The sequence below is a fragment of the Stenotrophomonas sp. GD03777 genome (assembly GCF_029842485.1).
Lineage (GTDB): Bacteria > Pseudomonadota > Gammaproteobacteria > Xanthomonadales > Xanthomonadaceae > Stenotrophomonas > Stenotrophomonas sepilia.
In genome coordinates this window covers 1-19,772 of the sequence record NZ_JAOCGL010000043.1, presented here as the reverse complement: position 1 = coordinate 19,772, position 19,772 = coordinate 1, and the positions used below count along the sequence as shown (strand labels likewise).

The window sequence follows — 19,772 nt, the reverse complement described above, 5'->3', positions numbered from 1 at the left end:
CAGCGCAAAGGGCTCTGATCCCGCCACCGCGCCTCGGAGTCAGAGCCCTTCGCCATGCGAAGGGATCCGACCCCGCTCTCCGTTACGGCAGCGGTGGCAGCAGCCCCGCACCCAGCCGGTTCCAGGCATTGATCACCGCAATGCCCATGCTCAGGTCGCTGATGCCCTTCGCATCGAAGTGCGGTTCCAGTGCATCGAACGCCGCTTGCGACGGCGCTCCGTCGGTCAAGCGGGTCAGCGCCTCGGCCCAGCCCAGTGCTGCGCGTTCGCGCGCATCGAAGAAGCGGCTTTCGTGCCAGGCGGGCAGGGTGTCCAGCTTGCGCGGCTCGATGCCACCCTTGCGCAGCGCGGTGCCGTGCATGTCCATGCAGTAGCCGCAGCCGTTGAGCTGCGACACGCGCAGGAACACCAGTTCCATCAGGGTCGGGTCGATCGAGCTGTCATGCACCGCCTGGCTGGTGGCCAGCAGGCCCTTGAAGGCCTCGGCGGCCAGGCGGGTGTAGGGGACGCGGGGGAAGGTGTGATCGGACATCGTGGGCTCCACGGCGGCCACGATGGCCGCCTTTCATCACAAGGACGCCGCAGCGTCGTGGTGCGTGACAACCTTCGGCAATTTTTCTGGATTCAGCACGCTGTACACGTTGGCGATGCGACCATCGACCACTTCGATGGTGGTGATCGAGTGCAGGCGGTCACCCTGGAAACGCAGGATCGCCGGTTCGCCGTTGACGTAGCCCAGCTGCGCCGGATGCGCCGCGCCGCGGCGGGCGATGGCCCAGAACAGGCGGCCGATGCGTTCGGCGCCCAGCAGGGGCCGTACCGCCGCAGTGACTACGCCACCGCCGTCGGAGACCAGTACCGCATTGGCGTGCAGCAGGGCCTGGATCGCTTCGCTGTCGCCGCGCTGCGAGGCATCCATGAAGCGCGCCAGCAACTGCCGGTGCTGGATGGCATCGGCGTTGAAGCGCGGCCGTCCGGCCTGCAGGCGCTGCCGGGCACGGTGCACCAGCTGCCGGCAGTTGGCTTCGCTGTGGCCGATCAGGTCGGCGATCTCACGGTAGTCGTGGTCGAAGGCCTCCTTCAGCAGGAAGGCGGCGCGTTCTTCGGGGCCGAGCTGTTCGAGCAGGGTCAGGAAGGCGACCGAGACCTCGTCGGCCAGCGCATGCAGCTGGGCCGGGCCGGGCGCGGGGTCAGGCTCCAGGGTGACCGCCAGCGGTTCGGCCAGCCATGGGCCGACATAGTGGACACGCTCGCGCTTGGCCGCTCGCAGGCGGTCCAGGCCGAGCCGGGTGGTGGTGGTGACCAGCCAGGCCTCTGCATCGCGGACACTGGCAGGATCGGCGCCGGACCAGCGCAGCCAGGCGTCCTGCACCACGTCTTCGGCGTCGGCGCGGCTGCCGAGCAGGCGGTAGGCCAGCGCCATCAGGCGCGGGCGGTGGGTCTGGAAAACGGTTTCGGCGTTCATGTGTGCAAGGACGCCGCAGTGGCGCGTGGCGTGACAGAGCGTCGGGGGGAATCTTGCCGGCCAGCGGCCAGCACGACCACCCCGGGGCCGGGGGAGGGGGTAAAATGGGCGGATTACCCCCGCCAGCCTCGAGCAAGCGAGCAAGCCGTGACATCGATCAAGCAGGAAGACCTCATCCAGTCCATCGCCGACGCGCTGCAGTACATCTCGTACTACCACCCGGTCGACTACATCAAGAACCTCGCCGCCGCGTACGAGCGCGAGGAGTCGCCGGCCGCGAAGGAAGCGATGGCCCAGATCCTGATCAATTCGCGGATGTGCGCCGAAGGCCACCGTCCGATCTGCCAGGACACCGGCATCGTCACCGTGTTCCTGGAAATCGGCATGGACGTGCGTTGGGATGACGCCACCATGGGCGTGGAAGACATGGCCAATGAAGGCGTTCGCCGCGCCTACATGCATCCGGACAACAAGCTGCGCGCCTCGGTGCTGGCTGATCCGGCCGGCAAGCGGATCAATACCAAGGACAACACCCCGGGTGTGGTCAACGTCAAGGTGGTGCCGGGCAACAAGGTCGACGTCATCGTTGCCGCCAAGGGCGGTGGTTCGGAAGCGAAGACCAAGTTCGCCATGCTCAACCCGTCCGACTCCATCGTCGACTGGGTGCTGAAGACCGTGCCGACCATGGGCGCCGGCTGGTGCCCGCCGGGCATGCTCGGCATCGGCATCGGTGGCACCGCCGAGAAGGCGATGCTGCTGGCCAAGGAGGCGCTGATGGAACCGATCGACATCACCGAGCTGCAGGCCCGTGGTGCCTCCAACCGCATCGAGGAGCTGCGCCTGGAGCTGTATGAGAAGGTCAATGCATTGGGCATCGGTGCGCAGGGCCTGGGCGGCCTGACCACTGTGCTGGACATCAAGATCAACGACTATCCGACCCATGCGGCCAACCTGCCGGTGGCGATGATCCCGAACTGCGCCGCCACCCGCCATGCGCACTTCACCCTGGATGGCAGTGGCCCGGTGATGCTGGACCCGCCGTCGCTGGAAGACTGGCCGAAACTGACCTATGACGCGTCCAAGGGCACCCGCGTGGACCTGGACACGATCACCCCGGAAGACGTGGCCAGCTGGAAGCCGGGCCAGACCCTGCTGCTCAACGGCAAGCTGCTGACGGGTCGCGATGCCGCGCACAAGCGCATGGTCGACATGCTCAACAAGGGCGAGGAACTGCCGGTCGACCTGAAGGGCCGCTTCATCTATTACGTCGGCCCGGTCGATCCGGTGCGCGACGAAGTGGTGGGCCCGGCCGGCCCGACCACGGCGACCCGCATGGACAAGTTCACCGAGCAGGTGCTGGCGCAGACCGGTCTGCTGGGCATGGTCGGCAAGGCCGAGCGCGGCCCGGCCGCCATCGAGGCGATCAGGAAGCACAAGTCGGCCTACCTGATGGCCGTTGGTGGTTCGGCCTACCTGGTGTCCAAGGCCATCAAAGCCGCCAAGGTGGTCGGTTTCGCCGACCTGGGCATGGAGGCGATCTACGAGTTCACCGTGCAGGACATGCCGGTGACCGTGGCGGTGGATTCCACCGGCGAATCGGTGCACAAGACCGGCCCGCGCGAATGGCAGGCCCGCATCGGCAAGATTCCGGTGGTTGTGGAGTAAGCCCTCCATCCCGGAGCAGACAACGGCGCCCCTGTGGCGCCGTTGTTGTGTGGGCAGAAGGATTAACGCGCCTGTAGCCTCTGTTCTGCTACGGTCGGTACACCCTCGCACAGGACGTGTCCATGGCCCTGCATCGGTTCATCGTGGTAGGCGTGCTGCTGGCCCTGGCCGGTTGCAGCACCCCGGCGTCATACGAAGGCGCGGATTTCCCAGCATCCGCGCAATGCCGCGTGCAGTGCCAGGCCGGCTATCGCAGCTGCATGGCGCAGAATGACTCCCTCGGCAGCCGCCAGAGCAACTGCGAGCAGCAGGTGGTGCCGGCGCCGGACAAACGCTGCAAGGACGTGGACAATCCGGACCTGCGCCGTGCCTGCGAACTGAAGACGCACGACTGCGCGATGCGCGCGCCGATGATGTCCTGTGGCGAGCGCCGGGATTCCTGCATGAGCAGCTGCGGCTGAGCAACGATCGCGCGCGTGGGCGCATAATCGGCTGATCCCCCTGCACAGGATCTTCCGCATGAGCACCACGCTGTATGGTTCGACCAGTACTGCCGCGCTGGTCGTGCACTGGCTGCTGATCGAGCTCGGCATCGAGCATGAACTGGTGCTGCTGGATTTCGACGCGCGCGAGCACAAGTCGGCGCAGTACCTGGCGCTCAATCCGGCCGGTGTGGTGCCGACACTGTTGATCGATGGCCTGGTACTGACCGAAGCGGCGGCCATCGCCCTGTACCTGGCCGATCGCCACCCGGAGGCCGGCCTGCTCCCGGTACCGGGCACGCCGCAGCGTGGCGATGCCTACCGCTGGATGTTCTGGTGTGCCAATACGCTGCAGCCGGCCTATCGGGCCTGGTTCTATCCGCATGAAATGGCCGGCCAGGCGAACGTCGAGGCCAGCCGCGAGAGGGCGCGTCAGCGGCTCGAAGCGGCTTGGCAGCACGTTGCCGCTCACCTGCAGGCGCACGGCCCGTACCTGCTGGGCGCCACGCCCTGCGTGGTCGACTACATGCTGGTGATGCTGATGCGCTGGTCGCGCAACATGCCCAGGCCCAGTGACACCTGGCCGGTGCTCAAGGCGCATGCCACCTCGATGAAGGCGCGTCCGGCGTTCGCCGAGGTCTACCGCCGCGAAGGCATCACCGACTGGCGGTAACCAAAAAAGGGGACGGAGGGAATTAAGTCGTTTGTGCACAAACGACTTAATTCCCTCCGTCCCCTTTTCCGGGTTACAGGATCTCCAGCACTGTTTCCGGTGGGCGGCACAGCCGCGTGCCCTTGGTCGTGCGCACCACGGGGCGATTGATCAAGCGGGGATGTTCGCTCATCGCCGCCAGCAGCGTGGCGTCGTCGGCGCCGTCCAGGCCCAGTTCGGCGAACAGCGCCTCCTTGCTGCGTACCAGTTCCTGTGCGTGCAGCCGGGATTCGGTCAGTACCTGGCGCAGCGTGGCTGCGTCCGGCGGGTTGCCCAGGTAGTCGATCACCACCGGCTCGAAGCCCGCATCGCGGATCAGTTTCAGTGCGCCGCGCGAGTTGCTGCAGGCCGGGTTGTGCCAGATCGTCACGTCCATCAGAACCACTCCAGCAGAGACACGCCCACACCCACGTAGGTGGCCTTGTGGTTGTAGTCGATCAGGCTTTCGCCGTAGCCGTCGAAGACCTGCACATGGCCACGCAGCAGGTTGCTGATCGGGAAGCCGTAGTCCAGCTGCAGCGCACCGTGCGAACGGCTTCCGGTGCGCAGTGAATGGCGCGCCATCAGCGAGACCTCATGCCCATTGCGGTTCCAGGTCAGGGTGGCGTCGCCGCGGCCCATGTAATCCTCGATGTCCGGATTGTTGTCTTCGCTGCGGCTTTCCGGAATGCGGTACCAGGGACGCAGCACCAGCGCCCAGTTCTCGCGGTCCAGGCCGATGTTGAGCATGACCCGGTTCCAGCTGCGTGACAGCGGGTCGGCGCGGCCATTGGACTGGTGGTTCAGCGCGATGCCGGTCATGCGCCCGCGCCAGCCACCGATCGAGTAGCCGTTGCGGAACACCATCATCACTTCCGGCTCGTAATTGGTTTCGCGGAACGGGCGCGAATCCTCGCTGTTGTAGGCCTGCCAGCGCGAACTCTGGGTGTAGCCGGCCCAGATGTCGCCGTTGTCGCCGAACAGGTTCTCGACGATCTTGGTCTTGAAGCTGATCTGGAACTTCAGCTCGGCACTGTCGAGTACCTGCGGGGTGGTTACGCTGTTGGCCGGGTTCGGCGAGTGCGGCATGGTGTTGCGATCGCTGGTCCAGAAGGCGGGCAGCAGGTACACCGGCTTGTAGGCGCGCAGTTGGAACGGCCCCAGCTTGGAGTCCTCGGCCAGTTCCCAGCGGCTGTCCAGCAGCGAACCGCGGCCGGCGTTGGCCAGCGCGCTGTCCGGCGTCGCCGGGCGGAACAGGTCGCTCACCCGCTCGCGCAGCTTTTCCTCGCCCTGGCTCACGCGCGCGGTCTGCCGTTCTTCGCGGCGGGCCTGTGCAGCCGCTTCGGCGGCAGCATCAGCGGCGGCGGTAGCCTCCGGGGTATGCCCGAACAGGCGGTCATAGCAGGCCAGCCGGGCCGCGTCGGTGGTAATTGCCGCGCAGGCGGCCGGTGAGGTATCGGCGGTAGGCGCGAACTCCTGCGCAGCCAGCGGTGCACTGGCCAGGGCAAGCGCCAGCGGCGCCAGACGGGGAGACAGCGTGGGGAGGGTCATTGCAGCAGGCCCTTCGATGAATTCGGGAATCACACAGTGTGGCGGCTGTGCCGGATCGCGGCCAGCCCCACGGTTTATGCACGGTCACAGCGTGCGCGTGGCGTGAAGGCCCGGTGGCTCAGAAGAACCAGGCGAACGCGAACAGGCCCAGCATCGCGATCACAACCGCCAGTTTCAGTGCCAGGCCAAGCAGGATGCCGAGCCAGGTGGCCAGACCGACCCTGGTCGAGCGGCCGAGTTCGCGGGTGTGCCAGTACTCGCCGAGCAGGGCACCGACCAGCGGTCCGGCGAACAGGCCGATGGGCATGAAGAACAGGCCGACGATGCTGCCGACGAAGGTTCCCCACAGCGCCTTGCGGCTGGCACCGACACGCTGCGCGCCGACCACCGTGGCCAGCACGTCCACCAGCAGCGAAAGCAGGGTCAGTACCCCAAGCGCGACCAGGGTAGGCCAGCCGACGTGGGCAAAGCCGTCGGCCCAGGCGGCCAGCAGCAGTCCGATGAACACCAGCGGGATGCCCGGGAGGGCCGGCAGGATGATGCCGGCGATGCCTATCAGGACAAAAATGACCGCTAGCAGATACAAGATGAATGAGAGTCCCATGCTGTCCCGTATGGAGTCCGTTTTGGGGTTGACAGTGAAAGATTTTGCCAGTTGCTTTTTCGTTTTGGCCGGGTTAAGTTGCAGTCGCTGAGCTTGGCAAGGTCACCGTGGATCGTGGCCTGATGAAGCAAGATCTTCCCGATCCGCTGCATCGATGCACCTCGCTTCCCCCTTGCTTGTCAGCCGCCCACCAGGCGTTTCCAACAACAAGAGAGAGTCAAAGGGAGTTAGTGAGATGGCTGATCGCGAGACCGGTACCGTAAAGTGGTTCAATGATGCGAAGGGCTTCGGCTTCATCAGCCGGCAGAATGGCGAGGACGTGTTCGTGCACTTCCGCGCCATCGAGACCCAGGGCTTCAAGAGCCTCAAGGAAGGCCAGAGTGTGAGCTTTGAAGTCGTGCAGGGCCAGAAGGGCCTGCAGGCTGACAAGGTCCAGCCGATGTAACACCTGCCGTCCGTCGGCATGAAAAAAGGCCCGCGCAAGCGGGCCTTTTTCTTTGCCTTTGGCCCGCTGCAGGTCAGCGCAGGATGACCTTGCCGTTGACCACGCGCACATAGGTGTTCTCACGGATGCCACCCAGGTCACGCTGATTGACCACGATGGTGCGGCCATCATCCATGCGCACGCTGATGTCGTAGGTATCGCTGGTCACGTTCTTCTGGATCTGGTTGCCGGCCAGGGCGCCACCGACTGCGCCTGCAGCGGCGGCAATGTTCTTGTTGCCACGGCTGCCACCGGTGTGGTCGGAGATTTCATGGCCGGCCACGGCGCCAACGATGCCGCCGAGGATCGCGCCGGTCGCGCTGGGCGCGGTGCGGCCCGAGGGCACGGTATTGATGCGGGTGACGATGCCACAGTCCGCGCAGCGGCCCTGGTTGTAGCCGCCGTTGTTGCCGTAGCCGCCGTTGTTGTAGCCGTTGTTGTAACCACCGCCACTGTAACCGGGCGAGGTGGCACAACCGGCCAGCGCGAGGGTAGCAATGGCGCTGGCGGCGATGAGCTGGATCTTCATGGGGCGTCTCCTGGCCGTGAAGGCGGGTATGTTGGGTGGTACTGCGTCATGCAGCAGGGTGGACGAATCCTCTCCCTTCGAACGTGAACAACGCGCCAACCACGCACCCGATGCCCGGCTGCAGGATGAACGCGCCTCAGCGGAAATCCTGGTGGCAGGCCCGGCAATCGGCCTGCAGCGTTTCCACGAGCTGGGCCAAGGCCCTGCAGTCGCCTGGCGGTGCAGCCAGCGCCGTGTTGAGGTTGCCGCGAAGTCGGCTGGCGTGCTGCTGGAACTGCGTGCTGTCCTTCAGCCCGGGAAACGCCAGGTCCAGGTCATTGGACAACAGGCGTAGCGCCTGCAGCCGCGGCACGCTGTCGGCCAGGCTGCAGCGGTTCTGCTGCTGGGCCCGCTGCAGCAGCTGCGACTGCCGCTGCATCACCTGCATCAGGCTGTCCGGGAACGGGTCGCGACGCGCCTGCAGGGCGCGGCCTACCATCACCGTGGCGACCAGGCCGATCAGCAGGCCCAGGCACAGTACGAACAGGTAGCGATGGGCAGGGGACAGGCGGCGGGGCGGGCTGGCGTTCATGCGGGCTCTCCGGGCGTGCAACGGTGGGTTCGACGCCGGCGTGCTTTGGGGGCTGGCACCTGCACGTTAAAATAGCCCGATGAACGAACAGGTCAAACAACGCTTTGCCGGCATCGAACGGCTGTATGGCGTGGGTGCGCTCGAGCGCCTGCAGGGCAGCCGCGTGGCGGTGGTCGGCATGGGCGGCGTCGGCTCGTGGGTGGTGGAGGCGCTGGCCCGTTCGGCGGTCGGTCATCTGACCCTGATCGATGCCGACGACATCTGCGTGTCCAACACCAACCGGCAGCTGCCGGCGATGGAAGGCAATTACGGGCGCAACAAGGCCGAGGCGATGGCCGAGCGCTGCCGTGCGATCAATCCGGGGATCGACGTCGATGCCGTGCAGGCATTCCTGACGATGTCCAACATGGCTGAGCTGCTGGACCGCGGGTTCGATCTGGTGATCGATGCCTGCGACAGCTTCCGGGTCAAGGTCGAGACGATCGCCTGGTGCCGCCGCCGCAAGCTGTCGCTGCTGACCATCGGCGCTGCCGGTGGCCGCACCGACCCGACCCTGGTACGTATCCGCGATGTCTCGCGCACCGAGCATGACGCCATGCTGGCGCTGATCCGCAAGAAGCTGCGCAGCGAGTTCAACTTCCCGAAGAACGCCAAGCGCTATTTCGGCGTGCCGGCGGTGTATTCGCTGGAGAATGTGAAGTACCCGCAGGCCGATGGCAGCGTCTGTGGCATTCGTCCGAACCTGGGTGCCGATGCGGCGTTGAAGCTGGACTGCGGCGCCGGTCTGGGCGCGGCGACCCACATCACCGGCGCGTTCGCCTTTGCGGCGGTGGGCAAGGCGCTTGAGATGCTGCTGGAGCCGAAGAAGGCGAAAACCGAGGTGGCCGAGGCTTACGCCGACGCGTGACGGTGGTGCCGGCCGCTGGCCGGCATCGGGTTCGTCGCCGTCGTTACAGCGTGCCGGCCAAGGTCGGGCCCCCGCCGTCACATTGCCGGCAGCGCGAACAGCCGCCGTGCATTCTCTGTCGTGGCCTGTGCCAGGGCCTCCAGCTCCATTCCGCGCAGCGCGGCCACGTGCCGGGCAATGGTTGCCAGCCGTGCCGGTTCGTTGCGCTGGCCGCGGACCCCTGCGTCGGGCTGGTCGGGCGCGTCGGTTTCCAGCAGCAGCTGCTCCAGCGGCATCCCGCGTACCAGCCGTTGCAGGCGCTGCGCCCGCTCGTAGGTCAGCGGACCGCCAAGGCCCAGCAGGAAGCCGTGCCTGTGCAGTTGCGCGGCCTGTTCGGGGCTGCCGGAAAAACTGTGCACCACGCCGCGCAGGCCGCCGACGCGACGGATCGCGGCGATCACCGCATCCACCGCGCGTCGCGCGTGCACGATCACCGGCAGATCGAATTCTCGGGCCAGTTCCAGCTGGCCGATGAAATACGCCTGTTGAGCCTCGGCATCCAGTCCTTCGACGAAGAAGTCGAGGCCGCATTCGCCGATCGCGCAGGGGCGTTCGCGCTCGATCCACTCGCGCAGCAGTGGCAGGTGCCCAGGCTGGTGATCGGCCAGGAACATCGGGTGCAGGCCGAAGGCCGGGTACAGCCCGGGCGCCTGCTGGCAGACCTCGCGCAGTTTCGGCCAGCTGGCAGCGGTGACCGCTGGCACCACCTGTTGGCGCACACCCACGGCCTGCGCCCGCTCGATCACCGCGGCACGGTCAGGGTCGAACGCGCTCGCGTCGAGATGACAGTGGCTGTCGACCAGCACGCTCAACGCTGTTCCAGCGGCGGTGGCGTGGTGGCGTTGCGGCTCTTCCAGTTCGCCAGCAGCAGCGTGCCGAAGCCCAGCACCAGCTCATCGATGAACGGGATCGGGTCCGGGATGAACAGCGTCAGCACGAACAGGCCGGCGGTGAGCTTGAACAGGGTGGGGTAGCGCAGCCGGCGCGCCCATTGCAGTACTGGCAGCAGCATCGGGTTGGCCATGGCGGGGATCCTCGTGGGGAATATGCAAACGCTACCACGGGCCCTGCATTTCCCGATGCTGAATGGGTTACAGCAATGAGCAGGAAATGTGGAGATTCCGTTCAGGCAGCGCGTGCTGCAATCTGTCCCGAGAACGTTGCGGATGGTCCGCAAGGAGCAGGTCATGAAAAGCACAACTACAACTGTCCTGGTCGCAGCGGGCGCGCTGCTGGTTGGTGGCATCGCCACCGCCGCCTTCATGAAGAGTGGCGACCGCTCGCCCGACTCCATCAGCGCCGCAACCCCCAATGGCGAGTCGCGCCTGGTCGATGGCAACGCCACCGACGATGGCGTACGTGGTGACAAGCTTGACCCGTCCGCGCCGCGCGGGCTGGAATATGCCGATGTGCTGAAGGTCGACCCGATCACCGAGAAGCAGAAGGCCTATGCCACCGTGATCGGCACCGATCCGGTGCGCGAGACCTCCACCACCCAGACTCCGCACGAGGTCTGCCAGGACGTGACGGTGCAGGAACGCCTGCCGGAGCGTGATGGCAACGTCGGCGGTACCGTGGTCGGCGCGGTGGTGGGTGGCCTGCTCGGCAACCAGGTCGGTGGCGGCAACGGCAAGAAGGCCGCGACCGCAGCCGGTGCGGTGGCCGGTGGCTTCATCGGCAACCAGATCGACAAGCGCCATGTGGGCGGCCGCGTGGTCAATCGTACCGAGCGCCAGTGCCACACCGAAACCGCAACGTCCGAGTCGAGCCGCGTCACCGGTTACAACGTGACCTATCGCAACGAAGACGGCACCACCGGCACCATGCGCATGGCCAGCAAGCCGGGCAGCCGCATCGCCATGGGTACCAATGATGTGGTGAAGGGCTACAACGTGACCTATCGCTATGATGGCGCCGAGAAGACCGTGCGCATGGACAACAAGCCGGCCAGCGATCGCCTGCCGGTGGTCGATGGCCAGCTGGTCACGCAGACCGCTGCTGCCGGCGCCACTGCGGCCACGCGCCAGTAATCCAGAACACCCTGCTGCACCCGACGGGCCGGCTCATGCCGGCCCGTTTCGTTGTGCGCACGGGCATTGATCCGTGGGGAAAGGGAATCGACCATGATGGATGCCCCCCTTCGACAAGGAGTCGGCATGAGCATCTTCGACCTGCGCCTGGAAACCGAGCGGCTGATCCTGCGCCCGCTGCTGCGCGAGGACTACGAACCGTACCTGGCATTCTGTGCCGACGAGGAAACGATGCGCACCCTGGGGGGTGTTCAACCGCCCTCGGTGGCATGGCGCGGCTTCTGCAGCCTGGCCGGCGCCTGGCAGCTGTTCGGCTTCTCGATGTTCAGCGTGATCGAGAAATCCAGCGGTGACTGGATCGGCCGGATGGGACCGTGGCAGCCGCAGGACTGGCCTGGAACCGAGGTCGGTTGGGGTATTCGGCATGCCAGCTGGGGCCGGGGCTATGCACCGGAAGCGGCGGTTGCTGCCATCGACTGGGCATTTGACACGCTGGGCTGGGACGAGGTGATCCACACCATCGCCGAGAACAACGACAACTCGAGGGCGGTCGCGCGCAAGCTGGGCAGCACGCTGCTGCGCATGGGAGAGCTGCCGCCGCCGTACAACGACAAGCCGATGCAGATCTGGGGCCAGTCGCGAGAACAGTGGCGGCAGCGCGTGCGCTGAGCGTTGCCGGTAGTGCCGGCCGCTGGCCGGCAACCTCGATGTGGCAGGATTCGTGCGATTGCCGGCCAGCGGCCAGCGTTACCGTGTTGCCATGCTGCATCCGCGCTTGGCATTCACCGGCGGGCTTGCCAGACTGAGTGCAGCTGGCCGCCGGCCGGATCCGAGGAAGCAGGCAATGGTGGAAGAGCGCGTCCCGTTGACGGTGCATGGCATGTCGGTGTCCGGCAATTGCCACAAGGTCCGCCTGCTGCTGGAGCAGCTCGGCAGCCGCTACCGCTGGGTGGAAGTGGACAGTGCCCATGGCCAGACCCACACCGCCGAGTTCCTTGCGCTCAATCCCAACGCCAAGGTGCCGTTGATCGTCCGCGACGATGGCCGCGTGTTGACTGAATCCAATGCGATCCTGTTCTGGTTGGCCGAAGGGACGCCCTACCTGCCTACCGACGGTTGGGAACGCGCGCAGGCATTGAGCTGGATGTTCTTCGAGCAGTACACGCACGAGCCATGCGTGGCGGTAGCGCGCTTCATCCGCGGCTGGACACCGCCCGATTCACCGCGCCGTGCTGAACTGCCACGCCTGCACGAGCGCGCCGCCACCGCGCTGGCGGTGATGGAGCAGCACCTGCGCGAAGCGCAGTGGTTCACCGGCAGCGCATACGGTATCGCCGACATTGCGCTGTTCGCCTATACCGACGTCGCAGGCGAGGGCGGCATCAGCCTGGCGCCCTTCCCGGAAGTGCGCGCCTGGCTGCAGCGCGTGCGCGCGCAGCCGCGCTTCGTGGCGATGCCAGCGGTGACCGCCGAGGTGCGCGCGCGTTTCGAGGCTGCCTGATCCCACAGGGTAGCGCCCGGCGTTGCCGGGTGGAATGCAACAACGACACGGAGGGTGTTCGATGTTTGCTGTGGTCCCAGATCCGATTCCTGCGCGCATGCGCGTGCTCAACCGCGCCGAAGTGTGCGACGCCAATTTCCTCGACGCGGTGCGTGGCTGGCGAGGCACACCGCGCGCACGTCCTGCACCGGACGCGCCGATCCTGCCGGGCAGCTCGCTCAGCGCTGCGGCCTTCGGTGAGCTGTTCGATTCCCAGCTGGCCAGCCGCCAGCTGGACCTGATGGCGCGCGTATTGCGCGTGCAGAACAAGGTCTTCTATACCATCGGGTCGTCCGGCCATGAAGGCAACGCGCTGCTGGCGCGGGCCTGCCGGCATACCGACCCCGCATTCCTGCACTATCGCTCCGGCGCCTTCATGGTCGAGCGCTCGCGCCAGGTGCCGGGCATCGACCCGTTGCGCGATGCGGCGCTTTCATTCGCGGCCAGCGCCGATGACCCGGCCAGTGGCGGCCGGCACAAGGTGTGGGGCAGCAAGCCATTGTGGGTATTGCCGCAGACCTCGACGATCGCTTCGCACCTGCCGAAAGCGCTGGGCACCGCGCTGGCCATCGAGAGTGGCAAGCGGCTGGGCCATGCGCTTCCCATTCCGGCCGACAGCATCGTGCTGTGCTCGTTCGGCGACGCCTCGGCCAACCATGCCACTGCGCAGACCGCATTCAACACCGGGATGTGGGCGGCCTACCAGAGACTGCCGGCGCCAATCCTGTTCGTCTGCGAGGACAACGGGCTGGGCATCTCGGTGAAGACGCCGGACGGCTGGATTGCCGAGCGCTTCAGCCACCAGCCAGGGCTGGACTATTTCTTTGCCGATGGCCTCGACCTGGCCACTGGGCACGCCCAGGTGCAGGCCGCAGTGGACCACTGCCGGCGGACGCGGCGACCGACCTTCCTGCATCTGCGCACCACGCGCCTGATGGGCCACGCCGGCACCGACTTCGAGGTGGAATGGCGTGCATTGCCGGAATTGTGCGCGGCCGAGGCACAGGATCCGCTGTTGCGCTCGGCGCAGATCGCGCTGGAATCGGGCTGGATGGATGCAGCCGCCATCGAAGTGGCCTACGAGACGATGCGCGCGCGCTGCATGGCCGCCGCTGCCGATGCCGAAGGCCGTGCGAAGCTGCAGTCGCTGCAGGAGGTCATGGCGCCATTGGCACCCTATACGCCCGCAGCGGTGCAGGCCGAAGCCCGGCGCGAGGTCGCCGACGAAGCGCGCGAGGCACTCTATGGCGGTACCGAGGCCTTGCCGGAACGACAGGCGCCACGGCATCTCGCGATCCAGATCAACCACGGCCTGCTGGAGCTGCTTGCGAAGTATCCGCAGAGCCTGCTGTTCGGCGAGGACGTGGCTCAGAAGGGCGGTGTCTACACCGTCACCAAGGATCTGCTGCGCCGCTTCGGTCCACGCCGGGTGTTCAACACGCTGCTGGATGAAACCATGATCCTGGGCATGGCGCAGGGCCTGGCCAACCTGGGCATGCTGCCGATTCCGGAGATCCAGTACCTGGCCTACCTGCACAACGCCATCGACCAGCTGCGTGGTGAAGCCTGTTCGCTGCAGTTCTTCTCCAACGACCAGTACCGCAACCCGATGCTGGTGCGGGTGGCCGGGCTGGGCTATCAGAAGGGTTTCGGCGGGCACTTCCACAACGACAACTCGATCACCGCGTTGCGCGACATCCCCGGGCTGGTGGTCGGCTGCCCCTCGCGCGGTGACGATGCGGTGATGATGCTGCGCACGCTGGCCGCATTGGCGCGGGTGGATGGGCGCGTGGCGGTGTTCCTGGAGCCGATCGCGCTGTACATGAGCAAGGACCTGCACGAAGCAGGGGATGGCCAGTGGCTGTTCGACTACCCGGCACAGAGCCAGGCGCTGGTGCCGGGCGAGGGCCGGGTGTATGCACCAGAGGCCGGAGACCTGGTGATCTACACCTATGGCAATGGCGTGCCGATGGGGTTGCGCGCGGCGCGGGCGATCGAGCAGCAGCTGGGCTGGCAGGTGCGGGTGGTCGACCTGCGCTGGCTGGTACCGTTGGATGCCGGCTTCATCGCGGCCCAGGCCGCGAGCGCGCGGCGGGTGCTGGTGCTGGACGAAGGCCGCCACAGCGGCGGAGTGGGTGAGGGCGTGGTCACGGCACTGGTCGAGGCCGGCTTTGGTCACCTGCCGCTGCGCCGCGTCTGTGGCGCCGACACCTACACGCCACTGGCAGGGGCAGCAATGTTCGGGCTTCCAAGCGACAATGCGGTGATTGGCGCCGCCCTCGACCTGGCGCAGGAACCCTGATGCATGTGTGGATTGGCGGGAATGTTGTTGCCGGCGCCGTTGGCGTCGGCCGAGGCGCTGCAGGCGCAGGCGCTGGCCATGGGCCAGGCGCTGCACCATCGCGGGCCGGATGATGGCGGCAGCTGGGTCGATGCCGAGGCGGGCATCGCGCTGGCGCATCGACGCCTGAGCATCCTCGACCTGTCCCCACTGGGCCACCAGCCGATGGCCTCGGCGGACGGCCGCTACGTGATGGCCTACAACGGCGAGGTCTACAATTTCGCGGCCCTGCGTGAACAGCTGGAGCCGCTGGGGCACACCTTCCGCGGCCATTCCGACACCGAAGTACTGCTGGCGGCAATCCTGCAGTGGGGCGTCGAAGACACCCTGCAGCGCTGCAACGGCATGTTCGCCATCGCGCTGTGGGACCGTCAGGATCGTTGCCTGTGGCTGGCCCGCGACCGCGTCGGCAAGAAGCCGCTGTACTACGGCTGGGCCGGCGACACGCTGGTGTTCGGTTCGGAACTGAAGGCGCTCTGGCAACATCCGGCGTTCGACAACGACATCGACCGCGATGCGCTCACCTTGCTGCTGCGGCTGGATTACATCCCGGCGCCGCACAGCATCCACCAGCGCTGCTACAAGCTGATGCCGGGCCGGGTGCTGCGGCTGGATGCAGCGGCTGTGGCCGCAGGCGCCGCGGCACACCGCCCGGAGCAGGCGCAGCGCCCGTACTGGGATGCGCGCGCACGCATGCAGGCGGCGTTGGCCGCCCCGTTCCAGGGCCGCATCGAGGAGGCCGAGGAACAGCTGGATACGCTGCTGCGCGATGCGGTGGCGCTGCGCATGGTGGCCGACGTGCCGGTCGGCGTGTTCCTGTCCGGCGGCACGGACTCATCGCTGGTGGCAGCGCTGATGCAGGCGCAGAGCGGGCAGCCGGTGCATAGTTTCAGCATCGGCTTCACCGACTCGGGACATGACGAAGCTCCGCTGGCCAGGGAGCTGGCGGCTCATCTCGGCTGTGATCACACCGAGTTGTACGTCAGTGGCGCCGACGCGCTGGCGGTGGTGCCGCAGTTGCCGGCGATGTTCGATGAACCTTTTGCCGATGCGTCGCAGGTGCCGACCGCGCTGGTGGCACGGCTGGCACGGCAGGGCGTGACCGTCGCGCTGTCCGGCGACGGTGGCGATGAGCTGTTCTTCGGCTACACCCGCTATGTACGCGCGCTGCGCAACTGGCAGATGCTCGGACGCGTGCCGGGGCCGCTGCGGCGCTGGATGGGCGCACGCTCGCAGCAGCAGGGCGAGGCCTCGCGGACCGGTGGCCTGGCGGCGCTGCTGGCCGAGACAGGCGCACGTGGCATCGGCGACGTCTACCGCAACCGCATCTCGCGCTGGCGCGACCCTGCCGCGGCGGTACCCGGTGCGCAGGCGGCCGGCAGCTTCTACGACCTGGCCGATCCGCTGCACGGCGCGGGGACACCGGCTGACGCGATGATGCTGGCCGATTTCGTGACCTACCTGCCCGATGACCTGTTGTGCAAGGTCGACCGGACCTCGATGGCGGTCAGCCTGGAGGCGCGCGCGCCATTGCTGGACTGGCGCGTGGCCGAGTTCGCCTGGTCGCTGCCGCTGGGCTTCAAGCGCAGTGAGACGACCAGCAAGGTGCTGCTCAAGCGCGTGCTGGGCCGTTACGTGCCGCATTCAATGGTGCACCGTCCCAAGCGCGGTTTTGGCGCACCGGTCAGTGACTGGTTGAAGGGCGACCTGCGACCCTGGGCAGAGGACCTGCTGCAGCCGGCGCGGCTGGAGCGTGAGGGCGTGCTGTCGGCGGCGGCGGTGCAGCCGCTGTGGCAGCAGTTCCTGGGGGGGCAGCGCAAGTGGCATACCCACTTGTGGAACGTGCTGATGTTCCAGGCCTGGCAGGCGCATTGGCGGCAGGCGCGGACCGGCGTGACCGGCGGCTGATCTTCACCGGATGGCACGGGCCTGGCGACTAGGCTGGGCCTCCCGCACCGTGAGGAGTATGTCCCGATGTCCGTCCCCACCATCGCCGTGTTCGTTGGCAGCCTGCGCAAGGATTCCTGCAACCGCAAGCTGGCCCATGCGCTGGAGAAGCTCGCCGGTGATCGCGCGCGCTTCCAGTACGTGCAGATCGGCGATCTGCCGTTGTACGACCAGGATTTCGACGCTGATTATCCGCCGCAGGGCACCCGGCTGAAGGATCAGGTGCGCGCCGCCGACGCGGTGCTGTTCGTGACACCCGAGTACAACCGGTCGGTGCCCGGCGTGCTCAAGAACGCCATCGATATCGGATCGCGCCCGTACGGTGACAGTGCGTTTGCCGGCAAGCCGGCGGCGGTGATCGGCGCCTCCATCGGCCAGATCGGTACCGCCGTGGCCCAGCAGCACCTGCGCAACAGCCTGGCCTTCCTGGACATGCATGTGCTGGGCCAGCCCGAGGCATTCATCCACTTCAAGGACGGCCTGATCGATGCCGATGGCACGATCCACAACGAAGGCACGCAGAAGTTCCTGCAGGGCTACGTGGACCGGTTCCTGGCGTTGATCGCAGTGCACGTCAAGGGCGATTGACGCCTGCGGGGTCAGAGTCCCCTGCGTCGCAGGGGATCCGACCCCGGGGCGTTGATCTGCGATAATGTCCCGCTCGGGCGCCGCAACGGCGCCCGTCGCAGGCAGTGCGACGCTTTCACGCCAGTCTGGCCAGGTACCGGCGGATATCCCCCGTTTTCCCACGGCTTATCCACAGGCTTGTCCATGGCTGCCGGGGTCGGCACATGCCTACACTCGTCTGGCCCACTTTTGCAGGAAACACCGCAGCATGTCCGCTCGTCCCGGCTTCCGTTCCAACCGCAGAGAGCGCGGTGATGGCTTCGATCGCGATCGCGACGAGTCGCGCATCGACCAGTTGCGGGTACCGCCCCATTCGGTGGAAGCCGAGCAGGCGGTGCTGGGTGGCCTGATGCTGGCGCCCGAGGCGTATGACCGTGTCAACGACCAGCTGACCGAAAGCGACTTCTATCGTCGCGATCACCAGATGATCTATCGTGCGATCCGCGAGCTGTCCGAGCGCGAACGGCCGTTCGACGCGGTGACGCTGGGCGAGTGGTTTGAATCGCAGGGCAAGATGGAACTGGTGGGTGACGGCGCCTACCTGATCGAACTGGCCAGTACCACGCCGTCAGCTGCCAACATCGTGGCCTACGCCGAGATCGTGCGCGACAAGGCGGTGCTGCGGCAGCTGATCCAGGTCGGCACCGACATCGTCAACGACGGTTTCCAGCCGGAGGGGCGTGACAGCAGCGAGCTGCTGGCCTCGGCGGAAAAGAGCGTGTTTGCAATCGCCGAACAGGGTGCGCGTGGCCGTACCGATTTCGTGGCCATGCCCGGTGCACTGAAGGATGCCTTCGAGGAGCTGCGCAATCGCTTCGAGAACGGCGGCAACATCACCGGCCTGCCGACCGGTTACAACGATTTCGACGCGATGACCGCTGGCCTGCAGCCGACCGACCTGATCATCCTCGCGGCGCGCCCGGCAATGGGCAAGACCACCTTCGCGCTGAACATCGCCGAGTACGCGGCGATCAAGTCGAAGAAGGGCGTGGCGGTGTTCTCGATGGAAATGTCGGCGTCGCAGCTGGCGATGCGCCTGATTTCCTCCAATGGACGCATCAACGCGCAGCGCCTGCGTACAGGCCAGCTGGAGGACGAGGACTGGAGCCGCGTCACCAGCGCGATCAAGATGCTGAAGGAAACCAAGATCTTCATCGACGACACGCCGGGCGTGTCGCCTGAAGTGCTGCGTTCCAAGTGCCGCCGCCTCAAGCGCGAGCATGACCTGGGCCTGGTGGTGATCGATTACCTGCAGCTGATGAGCGTGCCGGGCAACAGCGAGAACCGCGCGACCGAAATCTCGGAAATCTCGCGTTCGCTGAAGGGCCTGGCCAAGGAACTGAACGTGCCGGTGATCGCGCTGTCGCAGCTCAACCGCTCGCTGGAAACGCGTACCGACAAGCGCCCGGTGATGGCCGACCTTCGCGAATCGGGCGCAATCGAGCAGGACGCGGACATGATCGTGTTCATCTACCGCGACGACTACTACAACAAGGAAAACTCGCCGGACAAGGGCCTGGCCGAAATCATCATCGGCAAGCACCGTGGTGGCCCGACCGGCTCGTGCAAACTGAAGTTCTTCGGTGAGTACACCCGCTTCGACAACCTGGCCCACGACTCGGTCGGTTCGTTCGAATAGCGGTCATGCCGGCCGCTGGCCGGCAACCACCATCGGGCGAGCCAAGGCACCGGCAGGAGCTGCTGTCAGCGCGGGTTCCATGCGGTCGCCACGAAGCGCAGCCGCGCGTGGGCGTGGCGTTGCGCTGCGCTGGACCGGTTTCATCGCCGCCAGCCCGGTTTCGTCGCAAACTGTTTGCCGGCGCCAGGGTAGGGCGCCAAGGTGTCCGCAGGCGGCAGGGTGCCGTCCCAAGGAGACCGTGATGAAGACCCTGTTCGCGCTCGGTGTGTGGTGCCTGCTGTTCGTACTGTGCTGGCCGCTGGCGATCCTCGCCCTGATCGCCTGGCCGTTCGTGTGGCTGCTGAGCCTGCCGTTCCGACTGGTCGGCATCACCTTCTCGGCGCTGTTCGCCTTCCTGCGCGCGCTGTTCATGCTGCCGGCGCGCATGCTCGGTGGCCGGGCGGTGCCCGCATGAGGGCGGTGGTGCTGGTCGGTCTGGCCCTGTTGGCGGGCCCGCTACAGGCCGCTCCTCCAGCGCCGCCTTCGGTATGGCTGGAGCGCCAGCAGGCAGCCGGTGCCGACGAAGCGAATGCTGCTGGGGCGAAGGCTTCGACGGGGCCCGGGGACAGGGAGCGCTGCCGGGTCACGAAGGAATGGAAGGTCGGCGAGACGGTGGTGCAG

At 66.6% G+C, this 19,772-nt stretch carries 23 protein-coding genes; 14 read left to right on the top strand and 9 right to left on the bottom strand.

The window, feature by feature from the left end; translation table 11 throughout:
* Positions 1–82: 82 nt before the first annotated feature.
* On the bottom strand, positions 83–532 hold the full coding sequence (locus N5E02_RS11215; protein WP_053497828.1) for a carboxymuconolactone decarboxylase family protein: 450 nt from the start codon (positions 530–532) through the stop codon (positions 83–85).
* A 36-nt stretch (positions 533–568) separates the two neighbouring features.
* On the bottom strand, positions 569–1,465 hold the full coding sequence (locus N5E02_RS11210) for an RNA polymerase sigma-70 factor (protein WP_065178295.1): 897 nt from the start codon (positions 1,463–1,465) through the stop codon (positions 569–571).
* 147 nt (positions 1,466–1,612) lie between these two features.
* On the opposite strand from N5E02_RS11210, the gene N5E02_RS11205 reads away from it, so the two are divergent.
* The 3 genes from N5E02_RS11205 to N5E02_RS11195 all read left to right on the top strand — a co-directional run bounded on the left by N5E02_RS11205 (position 1,613) and on the right by N5E02_RS11195 (position 4,285).
* A complete protein-coding gene (locus N5E02_RS11205) occupies positions 1,613–3,130 on the top strand; it encodes a fumarate hydratase (RefSeq protein ID WP_005417564.1) in 1,518 nt (505 codons plus the stop codon).
* 122 nt (positions 3,131–3,252) lie between these two features.
* Positions 3,253–3,591: a hypothetical protein gene (locus tag N5E02_RS11200; protein WP_005417563.1), complete on the top strand. Its 339-nt coding sequence runs from the start codon at positions 3,253–3,255 to the stop codon at positions 3,589–3,591.
* Positions 3,592–3,649: 58 nt separating this feature from the next.
* Positions 3,650–4,285: a glutathione S-transferase family protein gene (locus N5E02_RS11195; protein ID WP_005417555.1), complete on the top strand. Its 636-nt coding sequence runs from the start codon at positions 3,650–3,652 to the stop codon at positions 4,283–4,285.
* A 73-nt stretch (positions 4,286–4,358) separates the two neighbouring features.
* Here N5E02_RS11195 and arsC read toward each other — a convergent pair whose 3' ends face one another.
* The 3 genes from arsC to N5E02_RS11180 all read right to left on the bottom strand — a co-directional run bounded on the left by arsC (position 4,359) and on the right by N5E02_RS11180 (position 6,458).
* A complete protein-coding gene (gene arsC, locus N5E02_RS11190) occupies positions 4,359–4,700 on the bottom strand; it encodes an arsenate reductase (glutaredoxin) (protein WP_279946265.1) in 342 nt (113 codons plus the stop codon).
* A complete protein-coding gene (locus N5E02_RS11185; RefSeq protein WP_005417552.1) occupies positions 4,700–5,854 on the bottom strand; it encodes a phospholipase A in 1,155 nt (384 codons plus the stop codon). Before N5E02_RS11185 ends, arsC begins: the two co-directional genes overlap by 1 nt.
* A 118-nt stretch (positions 5,855–5,972) precedes the next feature.
* A complete protein-coding gene (locus tag N5E02_RS11180; protein WP_005417547.1) occupies positions 5,973–6,458 on the bottom strand; it encodes a DUF456 domain-containing protein in 486 nt (161 codons plus the stop codon).
* Positions 6,459–6,693: 235 nt separating this feature from the next.
* On the opposite strand from N5E02_RS11180, the gene N5E02_RS11175 reads away from it, so the two are divergent.
* Positions 6,694–6,903, top strand: a complete 210-nt coding sequence (locus N5E02_RS11175) for a cold-shock protein (protein WP_005417546.1) — start codon at positions 6,694–6,696, stop codon at positions 6,901–6,903.
* Between the two features lie 73 nt (positions 6,904–6,976).
* Here N5E02_RS11175 and N5E02_RS11170 read toward each other — a convergent pair whose 3' ends face one another.
* Together N5E02_RS11170 and N5E02_RS11165 are read right to left on the bottom strand one after the other, a co-directional pair.
* Entirely contained in the window at positions 6,977–7,471 is a 495-nt protein-coding gene (locus tag N5E02_RS11170; protein WP_005417545.1) for a glycine zipper 2TM domain-containing protein, read from the bottom strand.
* Positions 7,472–7,607: 136 nt separating this feature from the next.
* Positions 7,608–8,042 carry a cytochrome c gene (locus tag N5E02_RS11165; RefSeq protein WP_005417544.1) on the bottom strand — a complete coding sequence of 145 codons (435 nt, stop codon included), beginning with the start codon at positions 8,040–8,042 and terminating at the stop codon, positions 7,608–7,610.
* Positions 8,043–8,121: 79 nt separating this feature from the next.
* Between N5E02_RS11165 and N5E02_RS11160 the strand changes: the two genes are divergently transcribed.
* A complete protein-coding gene (locus N5E02_RS11160) occupies positions 8,122–8,949 on the top strand; it encodes a tRNA threonylcarbamoyladenosine dehydratase (protein ID WP_279946264.1) in 828 nt (275 codons plus the stop codon).
* Between the two features lie 77 nt (positions 8,950–9,026).
* Here the strand turns inward: N5E02_RS11160 and N5E02_RS11155 are convergent, their stop codons facing one another.
* The gene (locus N5E02_RS11155; RefSeq protein WP_138952032.1) at positions 9,027–9,800 is read right to left on the bottom strand and encodes a TatD family hydrolase; all 774 of its coding nucleotides are present in this window, start codon (positions 9,798–9,800) and stop codon (positions 9,027–9,029) included.
* Positions 9,797–10,012 carry a DUF6116 family protein gene (locus tag N5E02_RS11150; protein WP_005417541.1) on the bottom strand — a complete coding sequence of 72 codons (216 nt, stop codon included), beginning with the start codon at positions 10,010–10,012 and terminating at the stop codon, positions 9,797–9,799. Before N5E02_RS11150 ends, N5E02_RS11155 begins: the two co-directional genes overlap by 4 nt.
* 163 nt (positions 10,013–10,175) lie before the next feature.
* On the opposite strand from N5E02_RS11150, the gene N5E02_RS11145 reads away from it, so the two are divergent.
* From N5E02_RS11145 to N5E02_RS11105, 9 genes are all read left to right on the top strand, one after another.
* Entirely contained in the window at positions 10,176–11,018 is an 843-nt protein-coding gene (locus tag N5E02_RS11145) for a glycine zipper 2TM domain-containing protein (protein WP_065178309.1), read from the top strand.
* Between the two features lie 126 nt (positions 11,019–11,144).
* Entirely contained in the window at positions 11,145–11,687 is a 543-nt protein-coding gene (locus N5E02_RS11140; protein WP_005417537.1) for a GNAT family N-acetyltransferase, read from the top strand.
* Positions 11,688–11,862: 175 nt separating this feature from the next.
* Positions 11,863–12,519 (top strand): glutathione S-transferase family protein, encoded by a 657-nt coding sequence (locus N5E02_RS11135; protein WP_032954328.1) that lies wholly within the window; start codon positions 11,863–11,865, stop codon positions 12,517–12,519.
* 61 nt (positions 12,520–12,580) lie between these two features.
* Entirely contained in the window at positions 12,581–14,860 is a 2,280-nt protein-coding gene (locus N5E02_RS11130; protein WP_279946263.1) for a transketolase C-terminal domain-containing protein, read from the top strand.
* 3 nt (positions 14,861–14,863) lie between these two features.
* A complete protein-coding gene (gene asnB / locus N5E02_RS11125; RefSeq protein WP_061477980.1) occupies positions 14,864–16,807 on the top strand; it encodes an asparagine synthase (glutamine-hydrolyzing) in 1,944 nt (647 codons plus the stop codon).
* Between the two features lie 66 nt (positions 16,808–16,873).
* Positions 16,874–17,434: an NAD(P)H-dependent oxidoreductase gene (locus N5E02_RS11120; protein WP_049410520.1), complete on the top strand. Its 561-nt coding sequence runs from the start codon at positions 16,874–16,876 to the stop codon at positions 17,432–17,434.
* Positions 17,435–17,681: 247 nt separating this feature from the next.
* Positions 17,682–19,112, top strand: a complete 1,431-nt coding sequence (locus N5E02_RS11115; RefSeq protein ID WP_005417526.1) for a replicative DNA helicase — start codon at positions 17,682–17,684, stop codon at positions 19,110–19,112.
* A gap of 241 nt (positions 19,113–19,353) precedes the next feature.
* Positions 19,354–19,566, top strand: coding sequence for a hypothetical protein (locus N5E02_RS11110; RefSeq protein ID WP_005417525.1), 213 nt, complete (start codon positions 19,354–19,356; stop codon positions 19,564–19,566).
* A partial coding sequence (locus N5E02_RS11105) for a hypothetical protein (RefSeq protein ID WP_279946262.1) occupies positions 19,563–19,772 on the top strand: 210 nt, incomplete at its 3' end. The genes N5E02_RS11110 and N5E02_RS11105, both read left to right, overlap by 4 nt.